General features: G+C 57.4%; 15 protein-coding genes. 8 read left to right on the top strand and 7 right to left on the bottom strand.

The features are described from left to right. Positions 1-367: 367 nt before the first annotated feature. Positions 368-604, bottom strand: a complete 237-nt coding sequence (locus tag MFF62_RS28930) for a hypothetical protein (protein WP_238267115.1) — start codon at positions 602-604, stop codon at positions 368-370. Positions 605-859: 255 nt separating this feature from the next. Then, positions 860-1,507, bottom strand: a complete 648-nt coding sequence (locus tag MFF62_RS28935) for a hypothetical protein (RefSeq protein WP_238267117.1) — start codon at positions 1,505-1,507, stop codon at positions 860-862. Positions 1,508-1,966: 459 nt separating this feature from the next. Here MFF62_RS28935 and MFF62_RS28940 point away from each other — a divergent pair, with 459 nt between their 5' ends. Then, positions 1,967-2,293: an EthD family reductase gene (locus MFF62_RS28940; RefSeq protein WP_238267119.1), complete on the top strand. Its 327-nt coding sequence runs from the start codon at positions 1,967-1,969 to the stop codon at positions 2,291-2,293. Between the two features lie 266 nt (positions 2,294-2,559). Here MFF62_RS28940 and MFF62_RS28945 read toward each other — a convergent pair whose 3' ends face one another. From MFF62_RS28945 to MFF62_RS28955, 3 genes are all read right to left on the bottom strand, one after another. After that, positions 2,560-2,964 (bottom strand): DUF6869 domain-containing protein, encoded by a 405-nt coding sequence (locus MFF62_RS28945; RefSeq protein WP_238267120.1) that lies wholly within the window; start codon positions 2,962-2,964, stop codon positions 2,560-2,562. Between the two features lie 4 nt (positions 2,965-2,968). Next, positions 2,969-5,230, bottom strand: a complete 2,262-nt coding sequence (locus MFF62_RS28950; protein WP_238267123.1) for a DUF6531 domain-containing protein — start codon at positions 5,228-5,230, stop codon at positions 2,969-2,971. Positions 5,231-6,102: 872 nt separating this feature from the next. After that, complete coding sequence (locus MFF62_RS28955; RefSeq protein WP_238267130.1) at positions 6,103-9,840, bottom strand: SNF2-related protein; 3,738 nt, start codon at positions 9,838-9,840, stop codon at positions 6,103-6,105. Between the two features lie 1,601 nt (positions 9,841-11,441). Here MFF62_RS28955 and MFF62_RS28960 point away from each other — a divergent pair. The 4 genes from MFF62_RS28960 to MFF62_RS28975 all read left to right on the top strand — a co-directional run bounded on the left by MFF62_RS28960 (position 11,442) and on the right by MFF62_RS28975 (position 13,889). Next, positions 11,442-11,654 (top strand): HP1242/YdcH family protein, encoded by a 213-nt coding sequence (locus MFF62_RS28960; RefSeq protein WP_238267131.1) that lies wholly within the window; start codon positions 11,442-11,444, stop codon positions 11,652-11,654. Between the two features lie 55 nt (positions 11,655-11,709). Further along, positions 11,710-12,144, top strand: coding sequence for a universal stress protein (locus MFF62_RS28965; RefSeq protein WP_238267132.1), 435 nt, complete (start codon positions 11,710-11,712; stop codon positions 12,142-12,144). 732 nt (positions 12,145-12,876) lie between these two features. Beyond that, positions 12,877-13,191: an H-NS histone family protein gene (locus tag MFF62_RS28970; protein WP_238267134.1), complete on the top strand. Its 315-nt coding sequence runs from the start codon at positions 12,877-12,879 to the stop codon at positions 13,189-13,191. 137 nt (positions 13,192-13,328) lie between these two features. Continuing rightward, on the top strand, positions 13,329-13,889 hold the full coding sequence (locus MFF62_RS28975) for a hypothetical protein (RefSeq protein ID WP_238267136.1): 561 nt from the start codon (positions 13,329-13,331) through the stop codon (positions 13,887-13,889). A gap of 550 nt (positions 13,890-14,439) precedes the next feature. On the opposite strand, the gene MFF62_RS28980 is transcribed toward MFF62_RS28975, so the two are convergent. After that, a complete protein-coding gene (locus MFF62_RS28980) occupies positions 14,440-15,099 on the bottom strand; it encodes a response regulator (RefSeq protein WP_238267137.1) in 660 nt (219 codons plus the stop codon). Between the two features lie 1,133 nt (positions 15,100-16,232). Between MFF62_RS28980 and MFF62_RS28985 the strand changes: the two genes are divergently transcribed. Together MFF62_RS28985 and MFF62_RS28990 are read left to right on the top strand one after the other, a co-directional pair. Beyond that, positions 16,233-16,901, top strand: coding sequence for a Crp/Fnr family transcriptional regulator (locus tag MFF62_RS28985; protein ID WP_238267138.1), 669 nt, complete (start codon positions 16,233-16,235; stop codon positions 16,899-16,901). A gap of 342 nt (positions 16,902-17,243) precedes the next feature. Next, positions 17,244-17,423, top strand: a complete 180-nt coding sequence (locus MFF62_RS28990) for a hypothetical protein (protein WP_238267139.1) — start codon at positions 17,244-17,246, stop codon at positions 17,421-17,423. 51 nt (positions 17,424-17,474) lie between these two features. On the opposite strand, the gene MFF62_RS28995 is transcribed toward MFF62_RS28990, so the two are convergent. Then, complete coding sequence (locus MFF62_RS28995) at positions 17,475-17,855, bottom strand: hypothetical protein (protein WP_238267140.1); 381 nt, start codon at positions 17,853-17,855, stop codon at positions 17,475-17,477. A gap of 723 nt (positions 17,856-18,578) precedes the next feature. Here MFF62_RS28995 and MFF62_RS29000 point away from each other — a divergent pair. Further along, positions 18,579-18,833, top strand: a complete 255-nt coding sequence (locus MFF62_RS29000; RefSeq protein WP_238267141.1) for a hypothetical protein — start codon at positions 18,579-18,581, stop codon at positions 18,831-18,833. Positions 18,834-19,735: the final 902 nt, after the last annotated feature.

Consider the following 19,735-nt stretch of genomic DNA (forward strand, 5'->3'; position numbering starts at 1 on the left):
ACCTCATAACGCCCTGCGGGGGGACATCAGCACGAGCAGGCTCTCGCCGATAGACTTCCGCTTGGCTAGCCGGCGACGACGATCGGGCGCGTTCCAAATGTCCACTGCGGCCAATCGGGCTCATCGGATAGTTCTTGAACGATTGGTCGGCGGCCAGGGCGGTCGCGATCTCGACAATGCGGAGCATGGGGTCGGCAATGCGCGCATCAAAAATCTGTCCATGACCGCTCCCAGAAGAATTTCAGCCATTTGCTCGGGACGCACCAAACGGCCGAGAAGGGTCGGCCACGGACCGTCGACGCCGGGATCTTTGGCCGCGGTGGCGTTCGGACTCTCCCCGGCGGGCCATTAGCGGCCATCGATTGGATCATGCTCGATTGACGTGCTGCAATTGTGCTTGAGCCAGATTCACCATCCGCAGCGCCTCTAAAAAGATGCCATCAGCCTTCTTCCCGCTCTCAGTGACGGATGCTGCTGCGTGGTCTGCCGCTATGCCTTCTGCCATCTCAAGCAGCATCCCGGGCCGATCAGATTCCAGCCGCTGCAACAGCAGGTGCAGAATATAAACACAGGCGCCCGCTTGATTGTCCTTAGTAGAACTCATATATTCACCTCGTCTGCTAGTAGGAAGATCGAACCGTAGCGCGGAACTCGCCTCCCTGTTGGGAGGAATGACCGGGATGGTCGTCTACCGCCCTCTGCGGGCAGATTGGCGATCCCGCTAGGTCTATCCTTGTTCATATGACAGGTACCGTCATTGCAAAGCGGGACCTCGAGCCGAATCCAATGTGAGGGCGACAAGACGTCCCTCACCTCCGACGCCCGAGAGTCCTCTCTGGCGCCATGAGCGCGGCGCGAATTATGGCTGACCTGCGGCTTTCGGCCGAACGCAACAGCGCTCGGCATCGATGGGGCGGTTGTGGCAGGCGGGCAACGCTGGCGTGTTCTTGCATAGCAGGCTGTTGACCTGCCGCGCGTACTTGAACTGCTGCTCAATCATGCACAATTGGGCGCCAGCAATGTCGTTGAGCAGCATCGAATCGGTCGGCTCAATCACCGTGTTGTAGCCACAGGCCTTCATGGCGTTCTTGACGCCTTCGACATCCGTTCCGGGGCGAGTCCAGTACATATATGCAGGCGGCCGCGCGGGCGGGCTCGCCACGCGGGACGGATCAAAATCGGGATCGGTCCCGAATGTCTTGCCACGCGGCACCCGTGCGCACGTTGTCCGTTCCGGAAAGTCGGTACAGGCAATGCGCCGCCCTTTGTATGTGAAGCCGTTGTCGATCATGCACAGTTGGGCACCGGCATAGTCATTGCCAGTCATGTGGACGCTGTCATTGCTCGTGGCGCTTGCAAAGCCGCAATCACGCATGGCCGCGCGCACGCCATCTTCGTTCACCCCCTTTTTTTCCCACATCGTGTACGCCGGGGGGTTCGGCTGAAAAGGCCGCGCGGTGCATGCGCCCAGGGCGAATAACGTGGCGGCTAAGGCGGCAGTCCGCATGGCCTTCGCGGGAGATTGCGTCAGGCGGGCTACAGGCATGGTGTCGGGCTATCGGTGTAACTTGGATGCAGGATTCTAAGCGAGGGCACTTCCGGCAGGCCAGCACCTTCTGTGCATCGCCGTCGCACCGCCACCATTCGGCGTCCAGATTAATGAGGACGGACAAGAGGCTCACTTTTACGCCGGAGCGTGAGACCACGAATGTCTCGCTGAGCGCGGATTTCAAGCTCGAGCAACAGCTCACTACGGATTGAATTAGCATCTCATCAGACACAGTTCGGCCAGTAACTGCCCTTGAGATATGCTCTCGCCGAGTATCGCCCGCTTCTCTTCGACTTACCGTTACACCACAAGAGTACGCACGCGACCCGAACACGAGCCAGCCATTGAACCGCTCGCCATGCATGAGCGGCGTTCTACAGTCGGAAATCTCAGTCAGTGCAAAGTAAGGAGAACTCCATGATCAAGGTCACCGTGATGTACCCGTACACCAAAGGCGCGCGCTTCGACCACGCCTACTACCGCGACCGGCACATGCCGATGGTGAAGGCGAGGCTGGGCAGTGCCTGCGCCTACTACACCGTCGAAAAGGGCCTGGCCGGAAGAGCGCCAGGTGCACCGCCCGCCTTCGTGGCGATGTGTGCGTTCATTTGTGATTCGGCCGAAGGCTACCAGGCCGCCATGCAGGCGCATGCCGCCGAGATCCTGGGCGACATTACCAACTACACCGACATCGCGCCGGTGGTCCAGGTCAGCGAGGTCGTCGTCGAACGGTCGGATCGTTGAACGTAACAGATTGAGTCTGACGACACCCGGACGCCTGGCATCGGCCATTTGCGGCCATTGCTATTTGCCTCGCGAGCGTCTCTTTTCCAGTCACGAACTGACCTTGACACAACCCTTTTCGTCAGGACGCGCGCTCCCAAAGCTACCGTCGAGCGTCAGCCGCAGTATATCCGGCGTCTCATTGTGTATTTCTGATGATGACCCATGCGCTTCGACCACGGCTTACGCAAATATCAGGTCTCGGGGACGCGCAGCTATGCATCGCTTCAGGAGTTCCTCAGTTCGTTGATCCTTTCCCATACATCTGATGGGATCGCGTTCTGCCACACGCCCTGGAGCAGCACTTTAAATGCTGGCTCACTACGACAAAGTTGTTCTACCCATGGAAGAACTTCCTTGCCGTGGGATGCAAGCAGATCCTCGAGAGGGCCAGCGGCCAAACTCGCAAGTCTCGCCATATCGCTTTTGTCAGTCCGAGACCAAATCAAGGAAATCGCATCCCAGCACGCTTGAGGCTCGTGCCGAGCGGTTTCTCCGAGATACTCAATCACCCAGAAGAACTCTTCGCCGGCGTCGGTTCGGTGCGCATAGTCTCCAATCTCATCGTGGGCGCGGTGAAACGCAAACCATGCGTCGGAGATGTCATTAAGGCTTGGTTTCATCATCGGCATTTACTCATTGCACGGGACAAGCAGGCGGAGGCAAAGAAGCGAAGTAATCAGCGTCACTGCGATATGAACATCCCTTTGACTTTGCCCTTGCGATCGCTTTCGCCAACTCGCGTTGCTTGTTTCCATATTTCTCCAAGTGACCAACCCACGAAAATTTTCCGATAGGATTCACACAGAACAGGTTGAGCTTGTCGATCGTCAGATTCAAGTACCGCAATCGAAGGTCTGTAACCAACTCGGATATCTTGGCTTGTAACGCCGCACACTCGTTGTCACATCCAGCTTGTCCGGATGATGACGAGCTCCAACTCGACCCGTCAGGTAGGATAATCGATAGTATGCCAATTCGCGGTGCTTGGCGTTGGCCGGAGGCTTCCTCCAAATCGTCTGCAGGCATGCGCGTTGACCGCACCGGCGGCTGCAGATGACTTGATGCACCTGTTACCGGCACCAAGACCGACGCAGCCTGCGCACGCGCCTCAGAGATCCATGAAGTCAGCCAGATCTTAAGCCACGACCATAACTGCTCTAAAGTTCCCGCCGCACTTTCGTCATTCATAGCCGAAGCACTCGCGGAGATCCGGCTAGTGGCGCCAGCAGGGCTTACCGTTTCGGAAGGAACCAGCATGCCAACTACTCGATGGGCGGCATCGTACTGATATCCGAGATAGTAGTCTCCCGGACCCTTCGTCGCGGTGAGGAACCCGGCTGCATCGTATTCAAATGTGACTGTCACCCCATCCTTCTCATAGAGGATAGGGTTGCCGCGGGCATCGTACTGGTATCGTACCCGTTGTCCGTCCGTGTTAATCGCTTCCAGCACACGCCCTGCAGCATCGTACTGAACGATTCTTCCTATATTGCCAGCACCGTTGGTGAGAGTTTGCAGCTTCCCCGCATCGTCATAGGTGTACGTCCACTGCCCCGTGACGACATCACCCTCCTTCTCGACCGTCGCGGCGACTAGGCCATTGGCATCGTAGGTCCACCCAGCGCTGGTGACGACTCCTGAGGGCGCTGCGGTAGTTCCTTGGCTACCACTACTGTCATTGGTTGGAAACCAGGCAAAACCAACGATCTGGCCTTTGGCGTCATAGCTAAAGTACTCCACGCGGCCTGGCGCGGCCGCTTTCAGCGGCAGATTCCACGTCGGATGCCACTCGGTAGTCGTGGTCTTCGCGTCGGGCGTACCGTAGCCCTCGATGCGCTGAGTTTCGCGGCCAAGTGCGTCGTAGCTGTAGCGCGTTTCCTTGTCCGCAAAATCCCTCCGACTCGCGACATTGCCCGCCGCATCGTAGGTCACCGCCTTGGCAATGTCCCAGCAGGCCGGACAGGGTGCGGAAGCACCAGTCGGACGCAGCACCTTCCCCTGTAGTTCCGAGGTGAAGGTCCGGCTGCTGCCGTCCGCTGTCGTCACAGACGTCTGGCCGTTGCCGAGGAAGCTGAGCTGGAACTTGTCGACACCCCCGGCGTGCTCGGTACTGGCGGCGCGGCCAAGCGAATCGTAGCCGTAGGTCGCGAAGCGGACGCCCTTTTCGTCAGTAACGCCTGTTAGCGCCCACCGGTATTGGTTGTTTTCGTAGTGGTACTTGCGCTGTGTACCATCAGGATAGTTGACTGAAGTCAGCATGCCATTGCTATTGTACGCATACTGAACAACGGTCCCGTCAGGCATCGTCGCCGAGTTTATGAAGCCCTGCGCATTGTATGTAAAGCGGATCGTCTGACCAAACTGGTTGCGGATCTCGACAAGCAAGTTTGCGTTGGGTGCCACCGTAGTTGGTGTGCCCACATTGCTGTACGTGAGTGAAGAGACTGAGCCTTGTCGATCCTTAACAAGAATGAGGCGACCATTCGCATCGTAATCTTCGATGAGGTCTAGATAGCGATCCGTAAGTCGGAAGCCTTGCCTAACACCTCCACCCGCATCTGCAACTGCCGCAATCTCATATCCTCGGCGATCTATAGAGTTCCAGATGCCATTGCTAAATGAAAAGATAAATGATGCTCCGTCCGGTCGAAGTGCTGCGAGGCTGGGAGTTGCACCGTAGTACTTCGACAGGTCGAGCCGACGCTGCCACTGGTGCATCCAGAGCGAGCCGAACCCCTCGGTTGGTCCTACAAGGTAGCTCGATCGATAGGAACGTTTGAACTGCAATGTTTGCGGCAACATACCATCAAAGTCGATTTCGATCTGTCGCTTCAATCCAGCCCCTACGGAGCATGGATTGCCAACTTCGCAGCTTCGTTCGTCCAGTTGATTCATCGGGATTTGAGTGCCCGCATAGTTCGATGTGTTGCCTTGCACTGAAATCCAAGACCCCGGAGGCACATATATGCCGACGTGGTAAGAATAGCCCGTCGGGAGGGGGCAGTACTGCAGCGTACTAAGGTGCACGTAATTTTGGGGTACAGAACTAGACGGAGGTCCCGGAGGAATTCCGACGAAACCGACGTAGCCTCCCGCGTAGTATGCGAGTGTAGTGTAAGAGCCAGATTGGTATTTTGCTTGGATTATTTTTCCGAATGGAACGTCTTCGCACGTCAAATTTTCCACATTTTGCGCGTGAACCATCGGAAATATCACCAGCGCCGCTAGCAGAAAGGCTCCGAACAAGTTTTTAATCACTTGAGAGTTGTAACTCGTTATGGTGCGAGTTGCGTGCCCTGCAAGGCAGGTGAAACGGAGAAATTTTGGTGATTGCGCAAGATTCATTTCGTCCGATCAAATATCGATTACATTGACGTGGATTGGTGATTTTGTATGAGTCTAAATGCTATGTCTTCACCTCATGTACAGGGTTACGCACATCAGATGCTAGGTAAACTTAGATCTGGAACGCACTATAAGTAACCAGATGGTCTTGCTTGCCTTCCGCCGATCCACTACGGGGCCAATGACACGGAAATGAGCATAGGTTTGGATCTGAACGACTTTATTCGCACAGCTTCCTGCCATTGGCGGCATGGCAGCCCGATGACCCAGAAGGGTCGTAAGCCGCCATCCGCCACGGCTCACGACAGGCGCCGCCAAAAGCACGGTGGCGCCTCTGCGGAACCCTCAGACGAACTCGAAAATCTGTCACCAGACGTGGAAATAATGTCTGTCGTCGATCGATGGGAGCGCAGGTGTCCTGGTCACGGACTTTCCTTCTGGCGCTCGCCTAGTGCGAACAGCGATTCGAGTTCTGCCGCGCTGAGATTGCCAATCCATTGCTCCCCCGTACCGACCGTCAAGTCGGCCAGTTCCCGCTTGAACCGGATCATGTCGTTGATGCGCTCTTCAAACGTGGCGCGGCAAAGGAATCGGTGGACCTGCACATTACGCTGTTGGCCGATACGATAGGCTCTGTCCGTTGCCTGCGCTTCCACGGCCGGATTCCACCATAGATCATAGTGAATGACGTTGGAGGCTGCCGTCAGATTCAGGCCTGTGCCGCCAGCTTTGAGCGACAGGACGAGAACGCGTTCAGTACGGTCGTTCTGGAATCGCTCCACCATCGCATCTCGTCTGGTTCTTGCAACACCGCCATGCAAAAAGAGCGGCTCACGGCCATACCGCTGCCTCAGCCAAGCGCAAAGCAGATTGCCCATCTCCCGAAACTGGGTGAACACCAGCACCTTTTCATGGCTCGCGTGAATGTCATCGACAAGCTCAAGAAAGCGCATCGCTTTGCCGGATGCTATGGGATCGATGTCACCGCCTTTCAGGTACTGCGCCGGATGGTTACAGATCTGCTTCAATGCCAGCATCAACTGGAGCACTAGTCCCTGGCGCCTGAACGAATCGGCTTCTCCCGAGATGGTGCGCAATCCCTCCTGCACGACAGATTGATACAACGCGCTTTGCGCCTTGGTAAGTGAGCAGTATTGGTCCTGTTCGATCTTGTCAGGCAGGTCACCAATGATGGCTTTGTCGCTCTTCAGGCGGCGCATCATAAAGGGTGCCGTGACACGCTTGAAGCGCTGTACGACATGCTGATCGTGTTGAAACTGGATTGGCGTGGCATATTCCTGCACGAATTGCCTGAGGTTTCCCAGATAGCCCCGGTTGGCAAAGTCCAGGATGCTCCAGTATTCGGACAGACGGTTCTCCACAGGCGTCCCGCTCATAGCAATAAAGCTACCAGCATTGAACGCCTTCACGGCCTTGGTCTGGGCAGCAGCCGGGTTCTTGATGTTCTGAGCCTCATCCACGACGATGATGCGCCATGTCAGCGCCTGTAGCGATGCAGCGGCCGTGCGCGAGATGCCATAGGTCGTCAGCAGGACATCAGGCCTCAGTATCGTGAGTTCACGCTTGCTGCCATGGAATACGCCTACGGTCAGCTCTGGAGCGAAGCGTTCAATTTCCTTCTGCCAATTGGTCAGCAAACTGGTTGGCATGATGACAAGGACTTTGGCGTCCTCGAGCGCCCCGTCCTCCTTGAGTTTTTGCAGCGTGGCAATGACCTGCAGTGTCTTGCCCAGCCCCATGTCATCGGCGATCACGCTGCCTAAGCCAACTCGCGCATTGCGGTAGAGCCACGCATAGCCTCGTTGCTGGTATGGGCGTAAGGTGGCATTGATTCGACGAGGCAACGGCACCGTGTCTGCCTTCACTAAATCCTGAAGAATGGCGCGAGCGCGGGCATCCAGACCCACTGGCGTGCCGGCGAATTCGCCAGCAAGGGCCACATGCAACAGCTCGGCGCCCGATGGCACCGAGGGCTTGACCAATTGGGCACGCAGGCGCTCGATCTCCTCGGATTCCAGATAGACATATGATCCCTTGAAGCGCACAAGACCTGAGGCGTCCTTCACCAACGCTTCGAACTCTGCGCGCGTGAGTAGATGGTCGCCGATGGCCACTTTCCAGTCGAAGGCAAACACATCGTCGGCGTCAAAATATCCCGCAGTATCAGTCGACTTACCCTCGATCTGCATGGAAAGACGGGGGCGCAGCAAGCGGTCGAGGGCCTTCGGCAACAATGCCCGAATCCCGAGTAGACGGATGGCTGGCAGCGCGTCAAATAGCAAGGCTGGCAACTCGCTCACCGTAATTCGGATGGGAGCGTGGGCTCCGGCCCTGACATAGGCAAGCAAGGGTGAGTAGAACTCCGCCAAGAGCGAGACGGTCTGCAAAATCCCAAACCGCGCCTTTGACCATGACCCATCGGTCAGGATCACAGCCAACGGCACAGGCTCGCGCGGCGCAGTGGGTCGTTGCTCAATAGCAAGTGTCAGTCCAAAGCGGCCCCCTTTCACCTCTTCGAGACAGAGCACCGGAGCATAGTCCTGTTGCGCCAGATGGTATCGCGATAACCAGGTGTGAATGCCAGCGGCTATCTCCCCTTCCCCAGGACCGTCGTAGCGCGCTTGCCCTGTCCGAAAGAACAAGGCAAGCGTCTTATCGCCGTGGGGCTTTTCGCTGGCGCCGTTTGACCAAGCGTGAATGAAGTGATCCAGAAAAATGGAGCATAGGAATACCGCCTGGGACTCGCGCGCAAGCACCGTGCGTTTCCGTCCTGTTCCGACTCTGACCAGTCCCGATGGCAGCGACGCGGTGAGGTGTTGTAGGACGCTCGTCACTGCACCGTCGAGCTTTGTGGGAATCCAGCGTACCGAGACCGCACCGGCTTCGTCCGATAGAATCTGAGGCACCACCGCTCCACGCGCGAGCAGTTGCAGCGCCATCAGCCGAACCTGATACATTGCAGCAACCTCATGCTGCATCTCTGGCAGAGTACTCGCTTCTACTCGAGCCAGCGCGGCTTCGAGCGCCTCGATGCTGTTGACTTCTTCCGCGCCCACCACGGTCGGCTGCAGCCGTGCGTCTAGCGCAATAGTCGGCCGATCATCACTTGAAAACACGAAGCGCTGGGCCTCGACGACACTAGCGCCGGCCACCATCATTTGGCGCGCTGCCGTGCTTACCCGTTTCAGCGCACGCTGCAACGTTTCTCGAAAATCTCCGTTGGGAAAGAACGTGGGGCGCGCTGGCAGCAACTGTAGCAGCGGCCCAGACAAATCTGCAATCTCGGAAAAATCCAGTTCCGCGAGTGCCGCGAGATCGCCCGGATCAACCAGTGCATCTGACGTAGTTGACAGCGATTCGGCCAATGTGGGCAGGACCGTTCCAGCGGGCGGTGCCAGGTGGATGTCTCGCGACGTGAGCGCCTGCGCCAGGTCGATACCGCGCAACGCAAACACCAAGAACGGATTGCCGTCAATCTCCCGGCTCAGGAGATAGATCGCCGCAGCCAGATGCTTGCAGGGCACGGCCCAATCGGGGCACGAGCATTGCATTTCAAGGTCTTTCCACCGGGTAGGAAAGATGGAAATCCCAAGCTTGCGGGCATGGTCCAGCACGGAAGGATCCAGTTCCCGGTTGAGCATCCGGGCGATCAGTGTCGGCTCTGCGGCAACAGCGTCCAGAAGTCGTGTGGAATCAAGAGAGGAAAGCGGGGGCACCTTGATCGTCACATGGTAAGGGCGTGGCCGGGAGCCCTGCACCTGCGCTTGAATCGTCCCGCCGGTGACGACAAGATCCTTGACGGCGCCTTTGTTCGCGTAAGTACGTCCGCGCGGCAAACGATTGTCGTAATCGAGCTCCGTCAGGGCATTGAGCCATTGCTCGCCCCACCATGTCCTGCCGAAGGATTGGCGGACTGCGGACCGAACCGCTTTCGAGGTGCGGTCAGTCTCCCGATCCTGGCGGAGTTTGCCAACCAACTGTGGGGAAGTTCCCGTCGGCGGGGCAACGCGTGCCGCCGACTCCAACTCTTCCAGGGTCAGCCCATACTTGGCAACCTGCGCCCGGATCCAACGAATCGCCTTGGCCCGCTCACTCGCTGCATCTTTTCTTGCTACCGTTGTCGCTTTCAATTCCGTCATCACGGTTCACAGTCGCGCCAAGTGCGCCACGTCTTCTATCCTGTTCAATCTTCGCCGTGCGGACCGCCGCGCAGTCTTGGTGCCATCGTAGCGTCGCCGGCCATCCTCGTCCTTTGCTATGTCGTTGCTCCATCTCCTGACACAAGGCAGTCGAGGGAAAGTCAGGCGCAGAAACTGATGATAGCCAACAGCAGCCATGTCGCATTCCCCGCATAACACCTCGCGTACTGGAAACCCGCGATAAGCCTGGCGCTCGACGCATGGCGCACGGTAGGTAATACAGCTGGATATCCGCCTGCCCACATACGTCAAGAGTAAGTGTCAACCTACCCCTTTTCGGCCAGATCATGATGCCCCATTCTGACAGGAACGACGGCAAGGGCGTTCTCCCAGGCACTGCTTAGTACGCCAGAAGCCTGGTAAGACGAAACCTCTCACATCCATGGCGCGATCTTTGGCAAGACAAAGGCGGGACGGCAAAGATGGTCAAAAACGGCGACGGCGCGGGAAGGACTCCGTCGTGATGATACGCGGCGGCTGCGCGTGCCCTCGTCGTCCCATGACCGAGACGGCAAGAGCAGCGTCGATCCCGAACCCTGAGTCAGAGCGGCATTGAAGGTCATCGGCCGGCACGAGCGGCAACTTCCATAGGCAACTCAGCAACGGAGATTCCACTCGTGGCCTTCGGGCTTGACACCCGCTCTACGAATTCAACGCTTTCGCCACTCCTGAAGGCTATCGACCCTGTGGGTGACCTTCTCGCGGCCGTCGCCAAGCAACCGCCCTTATCGCTCTTCCCAAGAAAGAGGCGTCTGCGCAGATTGGCCCGTCACAAGCCTGATGAGAGATATCAACGCGGACTTCTGCGCCCTGCAAGACACGCTACTCGACTGAGCGGTTGATATGCGTCAATTCTATGGCACTTCTCCGGGCGTGCACTCCGTACCCCGGCTATGTTTTGACGAAACAGCGGCAAACATCCGAATGCCGCGTGGAGACAGCTAATGTTGAGCGCTCATGAGTTTGCCGCGCTGCTGGTACTCGACTCCCGAGGATCTCCCGCCGGGTTAGATCCCCGGGACGTCAATGCACTGTTCAACCGTAGTCTTATTGAGGTCCATCCCGATCGACCGGCGGACAACCCCTTACGACTGACCCACGAAGGTTTGCTGACCCTGGCGGCGGTGGGAGGCCTCGGCGAGCTATTCATGGGACCACGACGCCATGGAAAGCACCCATTAACTGGTCTGCCGTGCGCGGAGTAAGCGCGGAAGCGGTTGAGTTTCTGCCCATATCCACGGGACGCCAGGTGCTCTTGAAGAGGTCGTCATTGCGCGGCTGCGGAGGGCAGGCGGCCGCCCCCCTGCTTTGTACGAGCGTCGCAGCCAATCCCCAACGCGTATCGCGCTTACTCCTTGATGGGCAGTACGCAGTGCCTTCGCCTGACTGAAGCCGTCCGGTCTTCAACCCATGCTCGACATGCCCGACGTCGATTTTTCTGACACACATCAAGAAGTCAGCGGTCGGCCATGCGCAGAATGTACTTAAGACCTCAGAGACGCATCCATCCGATTCCATCGGCACCTGCCCCAAGACCCACCATGTTCCCAGAATTTCGTACGCAAATATCCCGCCTCAAGTCCGAAGACGCTCACTTCGCCCGGCTCTTTGCTCGCCACAACGACCTCGATCACGAAATCAAGAACAAAGAAGCAGGGTTGATCCCCGGCTCATGGGACGACATCGAGACACTGAAGAAGCAAAAGCTCCAGCTCAAGGATCAGCTCTATGCGATATTGAAACGCCAAGGTTGATGCAAGCGGTAGGCCGGAATTCCATTCCTTCCAGTTCCTTATGAGGAGAAGCCAAATGTTCAAACACATCCTACTGCCAATTGATGGCTCGGAACTTTCCCGCAAGGCTATTCCTGCAGCCATCATCTTTGCCCGTCAAACGGCGGCGAAGCTCACACCTTACATCTGCGTTGACAAGTATCCGTTCTCGCAAGGCTCTGATTCCTCCCACGAGACTCAGAACAGCTTCAAAGCAAGGGTGGAAGCGCGGGCGCGCGACGAGCTTGCAAAGATCGAATCGAACGCCTCGCTGGCGGGCGTTCCGTGCGTCGGGATGATTTCCACGGCGAATGCTCCCTATCTGGGTATTATCCAGACGGCCGAAGAGATGGGTTGCGATGTCATTTTCATGGCGTCGCACGGTCGCAGCGGTTTGTCGGGACTGATTCTAGGCAGCGAAACCCAAAAGGTGCTTACCCATTCGACGATTCCCGTCCTCGTATTTCGCTAGGAAACCCCGGGGTCTGGGCACCGCAGGAAATACTGCGGCAGATTGGACAGTGGCCGTCGTCGCCCTCGCTCCAAATATCATCTGTCTGACCAAGGCGGACGACGGGCCGTAGTGGAGGGCACCGTGTTGGCACCTGGAAGCTGACATCCATGTTTGCCATCAAAAGTGGGGCGCGACTCGCGGACCTACTGAGATGCAAAAAGGTAGCATGCATCATCGACACAGACTTGCACCCGGATGTCGGTGCGCGGCCAAAATCACGGCTCATCGCGCGTAGGGGGACGGCCCGAGCGCGCTACGCGCTTCGTCCCTTTTCAAGCGCTTCCGGCTTACGGCGCGCTGGATCATGTCCTCGTGCCGCCGACCTCTTCCACACATGCGCTTTTTGATCCCTGCGGCCGCCTGCGGCATATTCGATGGGTGCGGATCGTAGGCCATCCTCACGCACCATTCTGCGACCAGATATTTGCCTTTCGCGAGTTGCCAATGCCTGCCGGGACCTCTGTTCTCCAAACGGAAAGTTTGAGACGGCTACCTTCTAATCGGACGAGAAGCGCCGACTAGCATGGCTTCAGAAAAATCCGTGCATTGCGCAATCACGTAGAGGCCCCCATCCTGCGAACGCCAAGTAAGAAGAGTCAGAAAGTACATGCCAAATGTCATGTTCCGATGTGCACAACGATGTCGTCGGCGCTAGCATCAACGTTCCATTGGCTCAACAAGGAGTGGTTCATGACAACATACAAACAACTTTTGGCTGAGAAGGCTGCACTCGATGAGAAGATCACCGCCTTAAGAGCCCAGGAAGTCTCGGAAGTTACCGACCGTATTCGCGCGTTGATGGCGGACTACGGCTTGAGCGTGGAAGATCTTGCACCGAAGCGCGGTCGCGGGCGCCCTCCCAAACCGGCCGACGCCACGCTGGAACCGAAAGAACCACTACCGGCAAAATACAAGGATCCGAAATCGGGAAAAAGCTGGTCGGGCCGGGGGCGCGCCCCCGCCTGGCTTGGCGCGAACCCGAAGCGCTTCCTTATCACGGCATAATTGCCTCGCCATAACCATGCCCGCGCGGTTTTTTTTTGCGCAAGTTGCGCGAAAATCTTCCGTGCGCGCATATTCGCCCGAACGGTTCGCTGATACACTCCGCCTCCGTCGAAATCAATCAACGGAGTATTGCCAGCATGGCCATCCAGAAACTCGCAGCAAACGCAGTCAAACGTGCACCGAAGAAAGCCGCAGCTCCGGCAAAGAAGGCGAGCGCCTTCGAGCGCGAAGTGAAGGCTGCCCAGAAGCAACTCGACAAGCTGCGTGCCGACCTTGTCAAGCAAGTCGCCGCCGGAAAAAAGGCGATCGTGAAGGCCGTGGCCGAGCTGAAGGCGCTGAAGGAATCGACGCGCGCCGCACGTGCCGCAGAAAAGGCAGCTGCTAAGGAAAAAATTGCGGCCGCCAAGCAGAAGGCTGCTGCTGCAAAAGCAAAAGCCAAGACGGCCAAGGCAAAGCCTGTGAAGGGCGCGGCAACGAAGGCCGCTGGCAAGGCGCAACAGGCCACCAAGCGCACCGCTGTTGCTAAGGTCTCTAAGGTCGCCAAAGCGGCGAAGCCCGCAAAGGTTGTGAAGGCTCCGGCAACGGCGCCTGTCAAGGCAGGCGTCGCGAAGCCCGTCGCAAAGACTCGTCGTGCCAAGCCTTCCGCAGTAACCCAAAACTCCGTGTCCGCCGCAGTTTCGAGCGTGACGACGGCATAAGCTCGGATAGCTATAGGAAAGGGCGGCTTGTGCCGCCCTTTTTCCATTGTAGGGGATGTATCTGCCCTCCCTGCTTGCTGGCCGGATGCGGGGAAACGCCCGCTATGCAGTTGGAAGAGGCGCTTGGCGGTTAATCGCATTTTTTACGATCTCCCTATTCTTCACGATCCGGCCGAGAGTCAGGAGAAGGCCAACGCAAGGATCCGCGCCTGCATTTGCGTCCAGGCGTTAGACACCCACCTGGGTAGTAAAAAACGTCACCAAAGCCGGAGATCCTCCGCCGCTTTACCGCGCTATCAAGCTAGAAATAAAACGCGAGACCAACGAAAAAAGCCCGGACTGCCAAGGAAGCACAGTCCGGGAGCGGGAATACCGGGTTCCGGGGAGTCGTAAAACCCGGTGAACGGTGGTTCCATGCACCAAAAACCACACAGGAAGCTTACGGACTACGCAATCTGTCAACAATCGATCAAGTTCGATACCGGGCCACCGACTCGTAGGACTACCTTGATTCGCTTCGTAAGCGCTTTTCAGCTGCGGGCCTTTCTCTCTAGGCCGCATCTGGAACCAACCCCGTTGTAATCGCGTATCTGATGAGTCCTGCATCGTTGGACACGCCGACGCGCCTCATGGCATTGCTCTTCTGGGTACTTACCGTCTGTTTGCTACGATGAAGATGAGCTGCGATCTGGCTCACGCTCATGCCCGATGCAAACAGTCGGACCACCTCACATTCCCGTTTGGAAAGTCCCGCTCTCTGACTCAAGGCAGGCGGCCCATGTTCGAACCGCCTGATCACGTCCGTCACAATGGGCGAGAAATATTCCCCTTTCGCGCTGGCAATATGAATGGCAGGCAACAGGAAGCTCATGTCATCCGACTTGCTAAGAATGCAGCGCACGCCGATGGCGAGTAGATTGTTCACAACGGCGGCATTGTCAAGCATCGTCATGACCACGACTTGCACGTCGGGATATCGCCTGGACACGAAGTCGAGTAGTTGCACGCCGTCCCCGAAGTCACCGCCGGGCATCGCGTAGTCTGTCAGAAGTACGTCGACGGCATTGTCGTCAAGGGCCTTGATCACTTCCGTCGAGTTTCTCGCCCCGGCGACGATTTGGATCGTATCGGCAATGAGCGCATGCTGGAGTCCTTCGAGCACGGCGGGATGATCGTCCGCAATGACGACCTTGACACGATAAACCTCCATTACATCATTCCCTTACAGTCACCCAGTGCTGTGAAAACTACTCGTCTGTCTTCTGAGCGGCGTTTTCCGCGCAGTTGCGCCGCCAATGTGCGAGCATCAATCTTCTTTCTGCAATCGACGCAAAAAGGTATCGGTTCAACGACTTCAGGAACCTGTCGCCATCCGCTTTCGATAGGCAAGCGAAAGCGAAAAGAAGCTTGTTAACGTTTTCCATGGATTTCCCTCCTTCCACTTAACCGGGACTAAGGCCGCGCACCTCCATAGCGACTTTTCCTCGTTATGGCGGCGGCAACTTAAGTCTATGGGGTGCGCGCACAGGCGGCGAATGGGACACTGTCCAAATGAAACGATCTCGCTCTCGGATAACTTCGAAAACTGAGAAAGCATGTGCGTGTCCGATGCCCGCAGCGCCCATCCGACCTTTGGGCAGAACTCAGAACCACCACCGGACGGTCGACAACACCTACCGCGCTAGTTGCTTAGCGTCGCCATCCGCGATGTCTCTGTGAAGTGCCAGCACGCACGCATGATGCCGCCGGTGGTTAGCGTCAAGCAGACAGCGCCTCTGGCGCACGCTCCTTACATTGCATAAGGGCTGGATATCCTGTCATTTGCTTTCCTTCCGCACAACCCGATAGTTGTCGTAACGCCTCGGAGCCGAAGGGCTCGTCCTACTTTTATCACGGCACGACGAATGAATGAAGCTCGGCGCGTTCGGCATTTTGCCGGAGATCAAAGGGATTGCTTGAAGCGGGGCCTTACAGCGTTCACTCTACCTCGTTGAACCACGCCAACAGACACCAACAGCGCATTCCGTATGTATCTGGCGATCGCTTTCGTACGTGTACTACCTGTTTGGGCGTCATCTTCGTACTTGTCCGATTCTCATCCAAATTGAGGGCACCTAAGATGGCGCCCCGTGACCCGACGTGCGCCCCACTAAGCCCATCGATGTCACTGCTCCTGACGAAGTTATCGGTGTGATGACAGCTTTGCGCACAGCAGCCTCCTATCCTTTGAAACGATTGCGACGACGCTTCGCAAACCGCCCTTGACTCATGTTGAACGAAAATTTTTGCCCGACTTGCAAACACTCGTTGACCTGCTTCATACAGTCCGCTAGCTGGGATACGTTGATCAAGCTGAACAAACTTGTCGTGCAGCGCAAGACTCTGTACAAGGGAGCAATTCTCTTCCGTATCGGAGATGCCGCCCAAGGCATCTATTCCTTGCGTTCGGGTGCAGTCCGAGAGCAACTGAGGGCAAACAATGGCCGCACACATGTCACGGGCATCCACATCGCCGGAGACACATTTGGACTTGAGTCGCTGTGGTCGGGTGTGCATCAAACAGAGGTGATTTGCCTCGAGAAAGCGACGGTTTGCCATATTGAAGGCGACGGACTGGCTGACATCGCCTGTCGGGACGTTGAATTCGGAAGGCCCTACATGCGTATGCTCGCCGAACATCTGCGGCGCGAACAGACCGCCCATATGCGGTTCGGATGTATGAATGCAACGGAACGGGTGGCCGACTTTCTTCTTGATTGGTCAGAGCGCGTCGCCACCGATGGCAGGCCGGCGAACGCGTTTCGGCTCCCTATGACCCGCTGGGCGCTCGCCAATCTTCTCGGGATGTCGCTTCAGACGATCGGCCGTGCCTTGACCGAGCTCGCGGGCAAGTCATGGATCACTGCCACAAGGGGCTTTATCACCATCCTGGACCGCCCCGCCATGCGAGCCCGAGTGGACCTGTTCAAGTCCTGTGAGCCCACTGATCGCCAGAAAGGCGATTTCACCTAGTCTCACTCCCACTACGACAAGGTGCCGCGTGCCCATCCAATTGGTCTTGGGAACGGATCTCCCAGACGCAATGTGCCCCTGCTATCTGTCCCTGCTATCTGTCCTTAGCCGCCGTACTTCCGTGAGTGTCCAGATACCCGAATGCGCATGTGCAAACTTGCAAGCATACGCCGCTGGCCCTGAAGCGAACATGCCGTCATCCATGTGGACATGGGCGATGAGAGCGGCAGTATGCTTGCCGTCTACATAGATCTGCCGCGTGCGAAACAGATTGCTCCGCATTCCTGGCGCCTGTAGTCGGGCGATCGCACTGACGCACTGCGCCAGCGCCGACGATTAGACATGCACGAAGCTTTGATCCTGCGGCAGCTCACTGGGAGGTGTTTTGGAATCGACGCCGACATCCGTTCCTTCGAGGTACTCGGTTACGACTTGATGCTCGGAGTGTTGCGATGCGGTATTGAGCGCAATCACGGCGCCAAATCCGGCGGCGGCAGCAAAGAACGCATGACAGATCCGTAGCCGCTCCAAACGCTTTCGCCCCGCTTGAATGTCAGTCGCCGCGGACCGCATTTAGCTTTCCTCGCCAGAAACACTCGCCTCGGCTCGCCGGACGTGATCGGCCAACGCCTTCTCGATGCGACAGTGCCATCCTGGCCCTGCGCGACGGAAATGATCGAGTATGTGCGAAGCAACTCTCAGTCCAACGGCTTCCCTTTGCACAATCAAACCGCCGGTTCCGATGCCGGCGCTGTAGAGAGAGGCCAGCGCTTCGCTTCGAAGTCTCACTTGTTCGTGCTCGTCGGGAGCCGCATCGCTGCGCACGCATTGAAGCCACTTCGCAGGTCCATAGAGTCGTCGCATAACGGACTCTGCCACGACATCGTTCTCAGCTTCCAGCTTGCCGCAAAGCGAGCCTGATCGATAGATGTGGTACTGCATCTTGGTTCCCATACTTATACGAACTCTCCTGAGACGCCAGATGTCCAGTGCATGCGTAGTGCAACGCTGGCAACAAGGACAATGCTAAGCGTCAGAGGTCTAGAACGGAACAGACCAGCGAGTCGACCTTTTCGAACATTGCGTTACCTCAAACGTTCGGTGGCTTCGCCCCTGTGCTTAAGAGGCAGCACCCTATCGGCATGCATGCGAAAGTGCAGTCCGCTCAGGAACGTAGCGGCAAGCACACGGATTCTGCTGGTGATGCCTCAGCGTCGTCACAGACGGCCCCTGAAGTCATTGCTGACCATTATCTTGCTAGTGAAGCCTGGCAGCACTCCATGTGTCGTTAGCGCAGGGTTGGGCGTGCCCGTCCTGAATGAACTGATGGGCGCTCCTCATCCATGGAAACGCATTTTGCAACGTGAAGGCTAGATGGAGAGCAGCCCCAGGATGGGGTGCCCTGCCCTTGCCGCTATCAGAAGCTCCACGAGATGGACCGGGACGGCATCGTCTTGGCTGAGCTCGTGTCACAGGAAGAGTGGGCGTAACACGCTGGTGTCTGCTTCGATTTGCGCGCTTTCGATCAGGTACTAGTTCGCGCGCCAGAAAATTGCTACAAGTAACACGCGGCAGAAAGAAGGCCGCGCTAAGCGGGGTCGATTTGCGGAAGATCAACCGCGAGAGGCCGGGTCAACCAAGAAGATCGCAAAAGCTTGATCATCCAATTTCGCTCTCATGACCCATCCTGCTACGCTGGACAAACTTCGCGGCATGCTACTTGCCCAAAATGTCTTGACCTACGCCCTGCTTCGGACGCTTTCCGCGCCGGAGCGTGAAGCGCTCAAGACGGCTTACGCCGCCGAATCCGAAAGGATCACGGAAGAGATGCTCGCTTTTCCGAGTAGCCGGGACGTCCGGAACGGATTTGAGGAGCAAGTCAATATGCACCTGCAGCGGTTGTATGCGCTTCGTTCCGCATCGCATCCCTAGCCGCGGAGAAGCGGCTCGTCATTGAAACATCAGCCCGCCTATGCTGGATCTCTATACCGTAGCCGTTCGCTACGACCCGACCTATTGGCCAGCGCTAAAGCTATTCGAGCAATACAGGCTGAATCCAGGTTACTTCCGGCCCCTCCGGAAGGGTGTGCCGGGGCCTTGTGCGGTGTACCATTGCCACACCATCAGCCCGCTCGACCATGGCATTGTGCAGATGAAGCTGTATCTACGCACAGGGGCCCACGCACTGCCCACCCGATTGTTCGCCGTCCCTGCGAAGCTCATCCTTTGGATAGGACACGGTCACGCTGGCCACCAAGCGCTTGGCATGCCGAGTCCGAACATACAAGATCTCAGGCGGCGGCAACTGTTGCGGCCTAGTTGAGTGCAATTCTGACAACTGCACAAGAGGGCAAGGCGCCTCAAATGGCAAGCAGCGTTGCAGCACCAGGTCTGCCTTGATGCGTTAGGTGCGTGGCTTAGCGCGCTGCCACTGAGGTGCCCAGACGGCCGGCGAAGCTCCCGTCGACAGGGACACGGGCTGGCACCATTATTGTCCTGTTGCAATGACCCACCTTTAGGACGGTGCCCGCCTGCCCGGCGCGTTCGCGCGACAGCAGCGCCAGAAAACCAAATGGACCAGTCCCTGTTGTCACCGGGAAGCGCAACGCAATGTGGCCATCACTACGCAAGATGCCGGCTTGGTCTGCGAAGTCTGCCGCAACAGCGTTTTCGACGCCGTCACCGAAGACCGCTGTTCAGGCGAATGCTATTCCTAGCGGGGTAGCTTTCCACTGTCGGGACACAAGCATGCACAACTTGGGCGTTTTGCGCAGCGGTCAGAAGCATGCAACGCGGAACATCGTGCGTTTGCAAGCGCCGCGTGCCGCCACTTT

Source organism: Cupriavidus pauculus (assembly GCF_022179805.1).
Taxonomy (GTDB): Bacteria; Pseudomonadota; Gammaproteobacteria; order Burkholderiales; family Burkholderiaceae; genus Cupriavidus; species Cupriavidus pauculus_E.

What these genes read in the sequence shown, in the direction of transcription:
- MFF62_RS28930 (WP_238267115.1), bottom strand. Translation starts at nt 604, where the DNA reads ATGAGTTCTACTAAGGACAATCAAGCGGGCGCCTGTGTTTATATTCTG.
- MFF62_RS28935 (WP_238267117.1), bottom strand. Translation starts at nt 1,507, where the DNA reads ATGCGGACTGCCGCCTTAGCCGCCACGTTATTCGCCCTGGGCGCATGC.
- MFF62_RS28940 (WP_238267119.1), top strand. Translation starts at nt 1,967, where the DNA reads ATGATCAAGGTCACCGTGATGTACCCGTACACCAAAGGCGCGCGCTTC.
- MFF62_RS28945 (WP_238267120.1), bottom strand. Translation starts at nt 2,964, where the DNA reads ATGCCGATGATGAAACCAAGCCTTAATGACATCTCCGACGCATGGTTT.
- MFF62_RS28950 (WP_238267123.1), bottom strand. Translation starts at nt 5,230, where the DNA reads ATGAATCAACTGGACGAACGAAGCTGCGAAGTTGGCAATCCATGCTCC.
- MFF62_RS28955 (WP_238267130.1), bottom strand. Translation starts at nt 9,840, where the DNA reads ATGACGGAATTGAAAGCGACAACGGTAGCAAGAAAAGATGCAGCGAGT.
- MFF62_RS28960 (WP_238267131.1), top strand. Translation starts at nt 11,442, where the DNA reads ATGTTCCCAGAATTTCGTACGCAAATATCCCGCCTCAAGTCCGAAGAC.
- MFF62_RS28965 (WP_238267132.1), top strand. Translation starts at nt 11,710, where the DNA reads ATGTTCAAACACATCCTACTGCCAATTGATGGCTCGGAACTTTCCCGC.
- MFF62_RS28970 (WP_238267134.1), top strand. Translation starts at nt 12,877, where the DNA reads ATGACAACATACAAACAACTTTTGGCTGAGAAGGCTGCACTCGATGAG.
- MFF62_RS28975 (WP_238267136.1), top strand. Translation starts at nt 13,329, where the DNA reads ATGGCCATCCAGAAACTCGCAGCAAACGCAGTCAAACGTGCACCGAAG.
- MFF62_RS28980 (WP_238267137.1), bottom strand. Translation starts at nt 15,099, where the DNA reads ATGGAGGTTTATCGTGTCAAGGTCGTCATTGCGGACGATCATCCCGCC.
- MFF62_RS28990 (WP_238267139.1), top strand. Translation starts at nt 17,244, where the DNA reads ATGCACGAAGCTTTGATCCTGCGGCAGCTCACTGGGAGGTGTTTTGGA.
- MFF62_RS28995 (WP_238267140.1), bottom strand. Translation starts at nt 17,855, where the DNA reads ATGGGAACCAAGATGCAGTACCACATCTATCGATCAGGCTCGCTTTGC.
- MFF62_RS29000 (WP_238267141.1), top strand. Translation starts at nt 18,579, where the DNA reads ATGACCCATCCTGCTACGCTGGACAAACTTCGCGGCATGCTACTTGCC.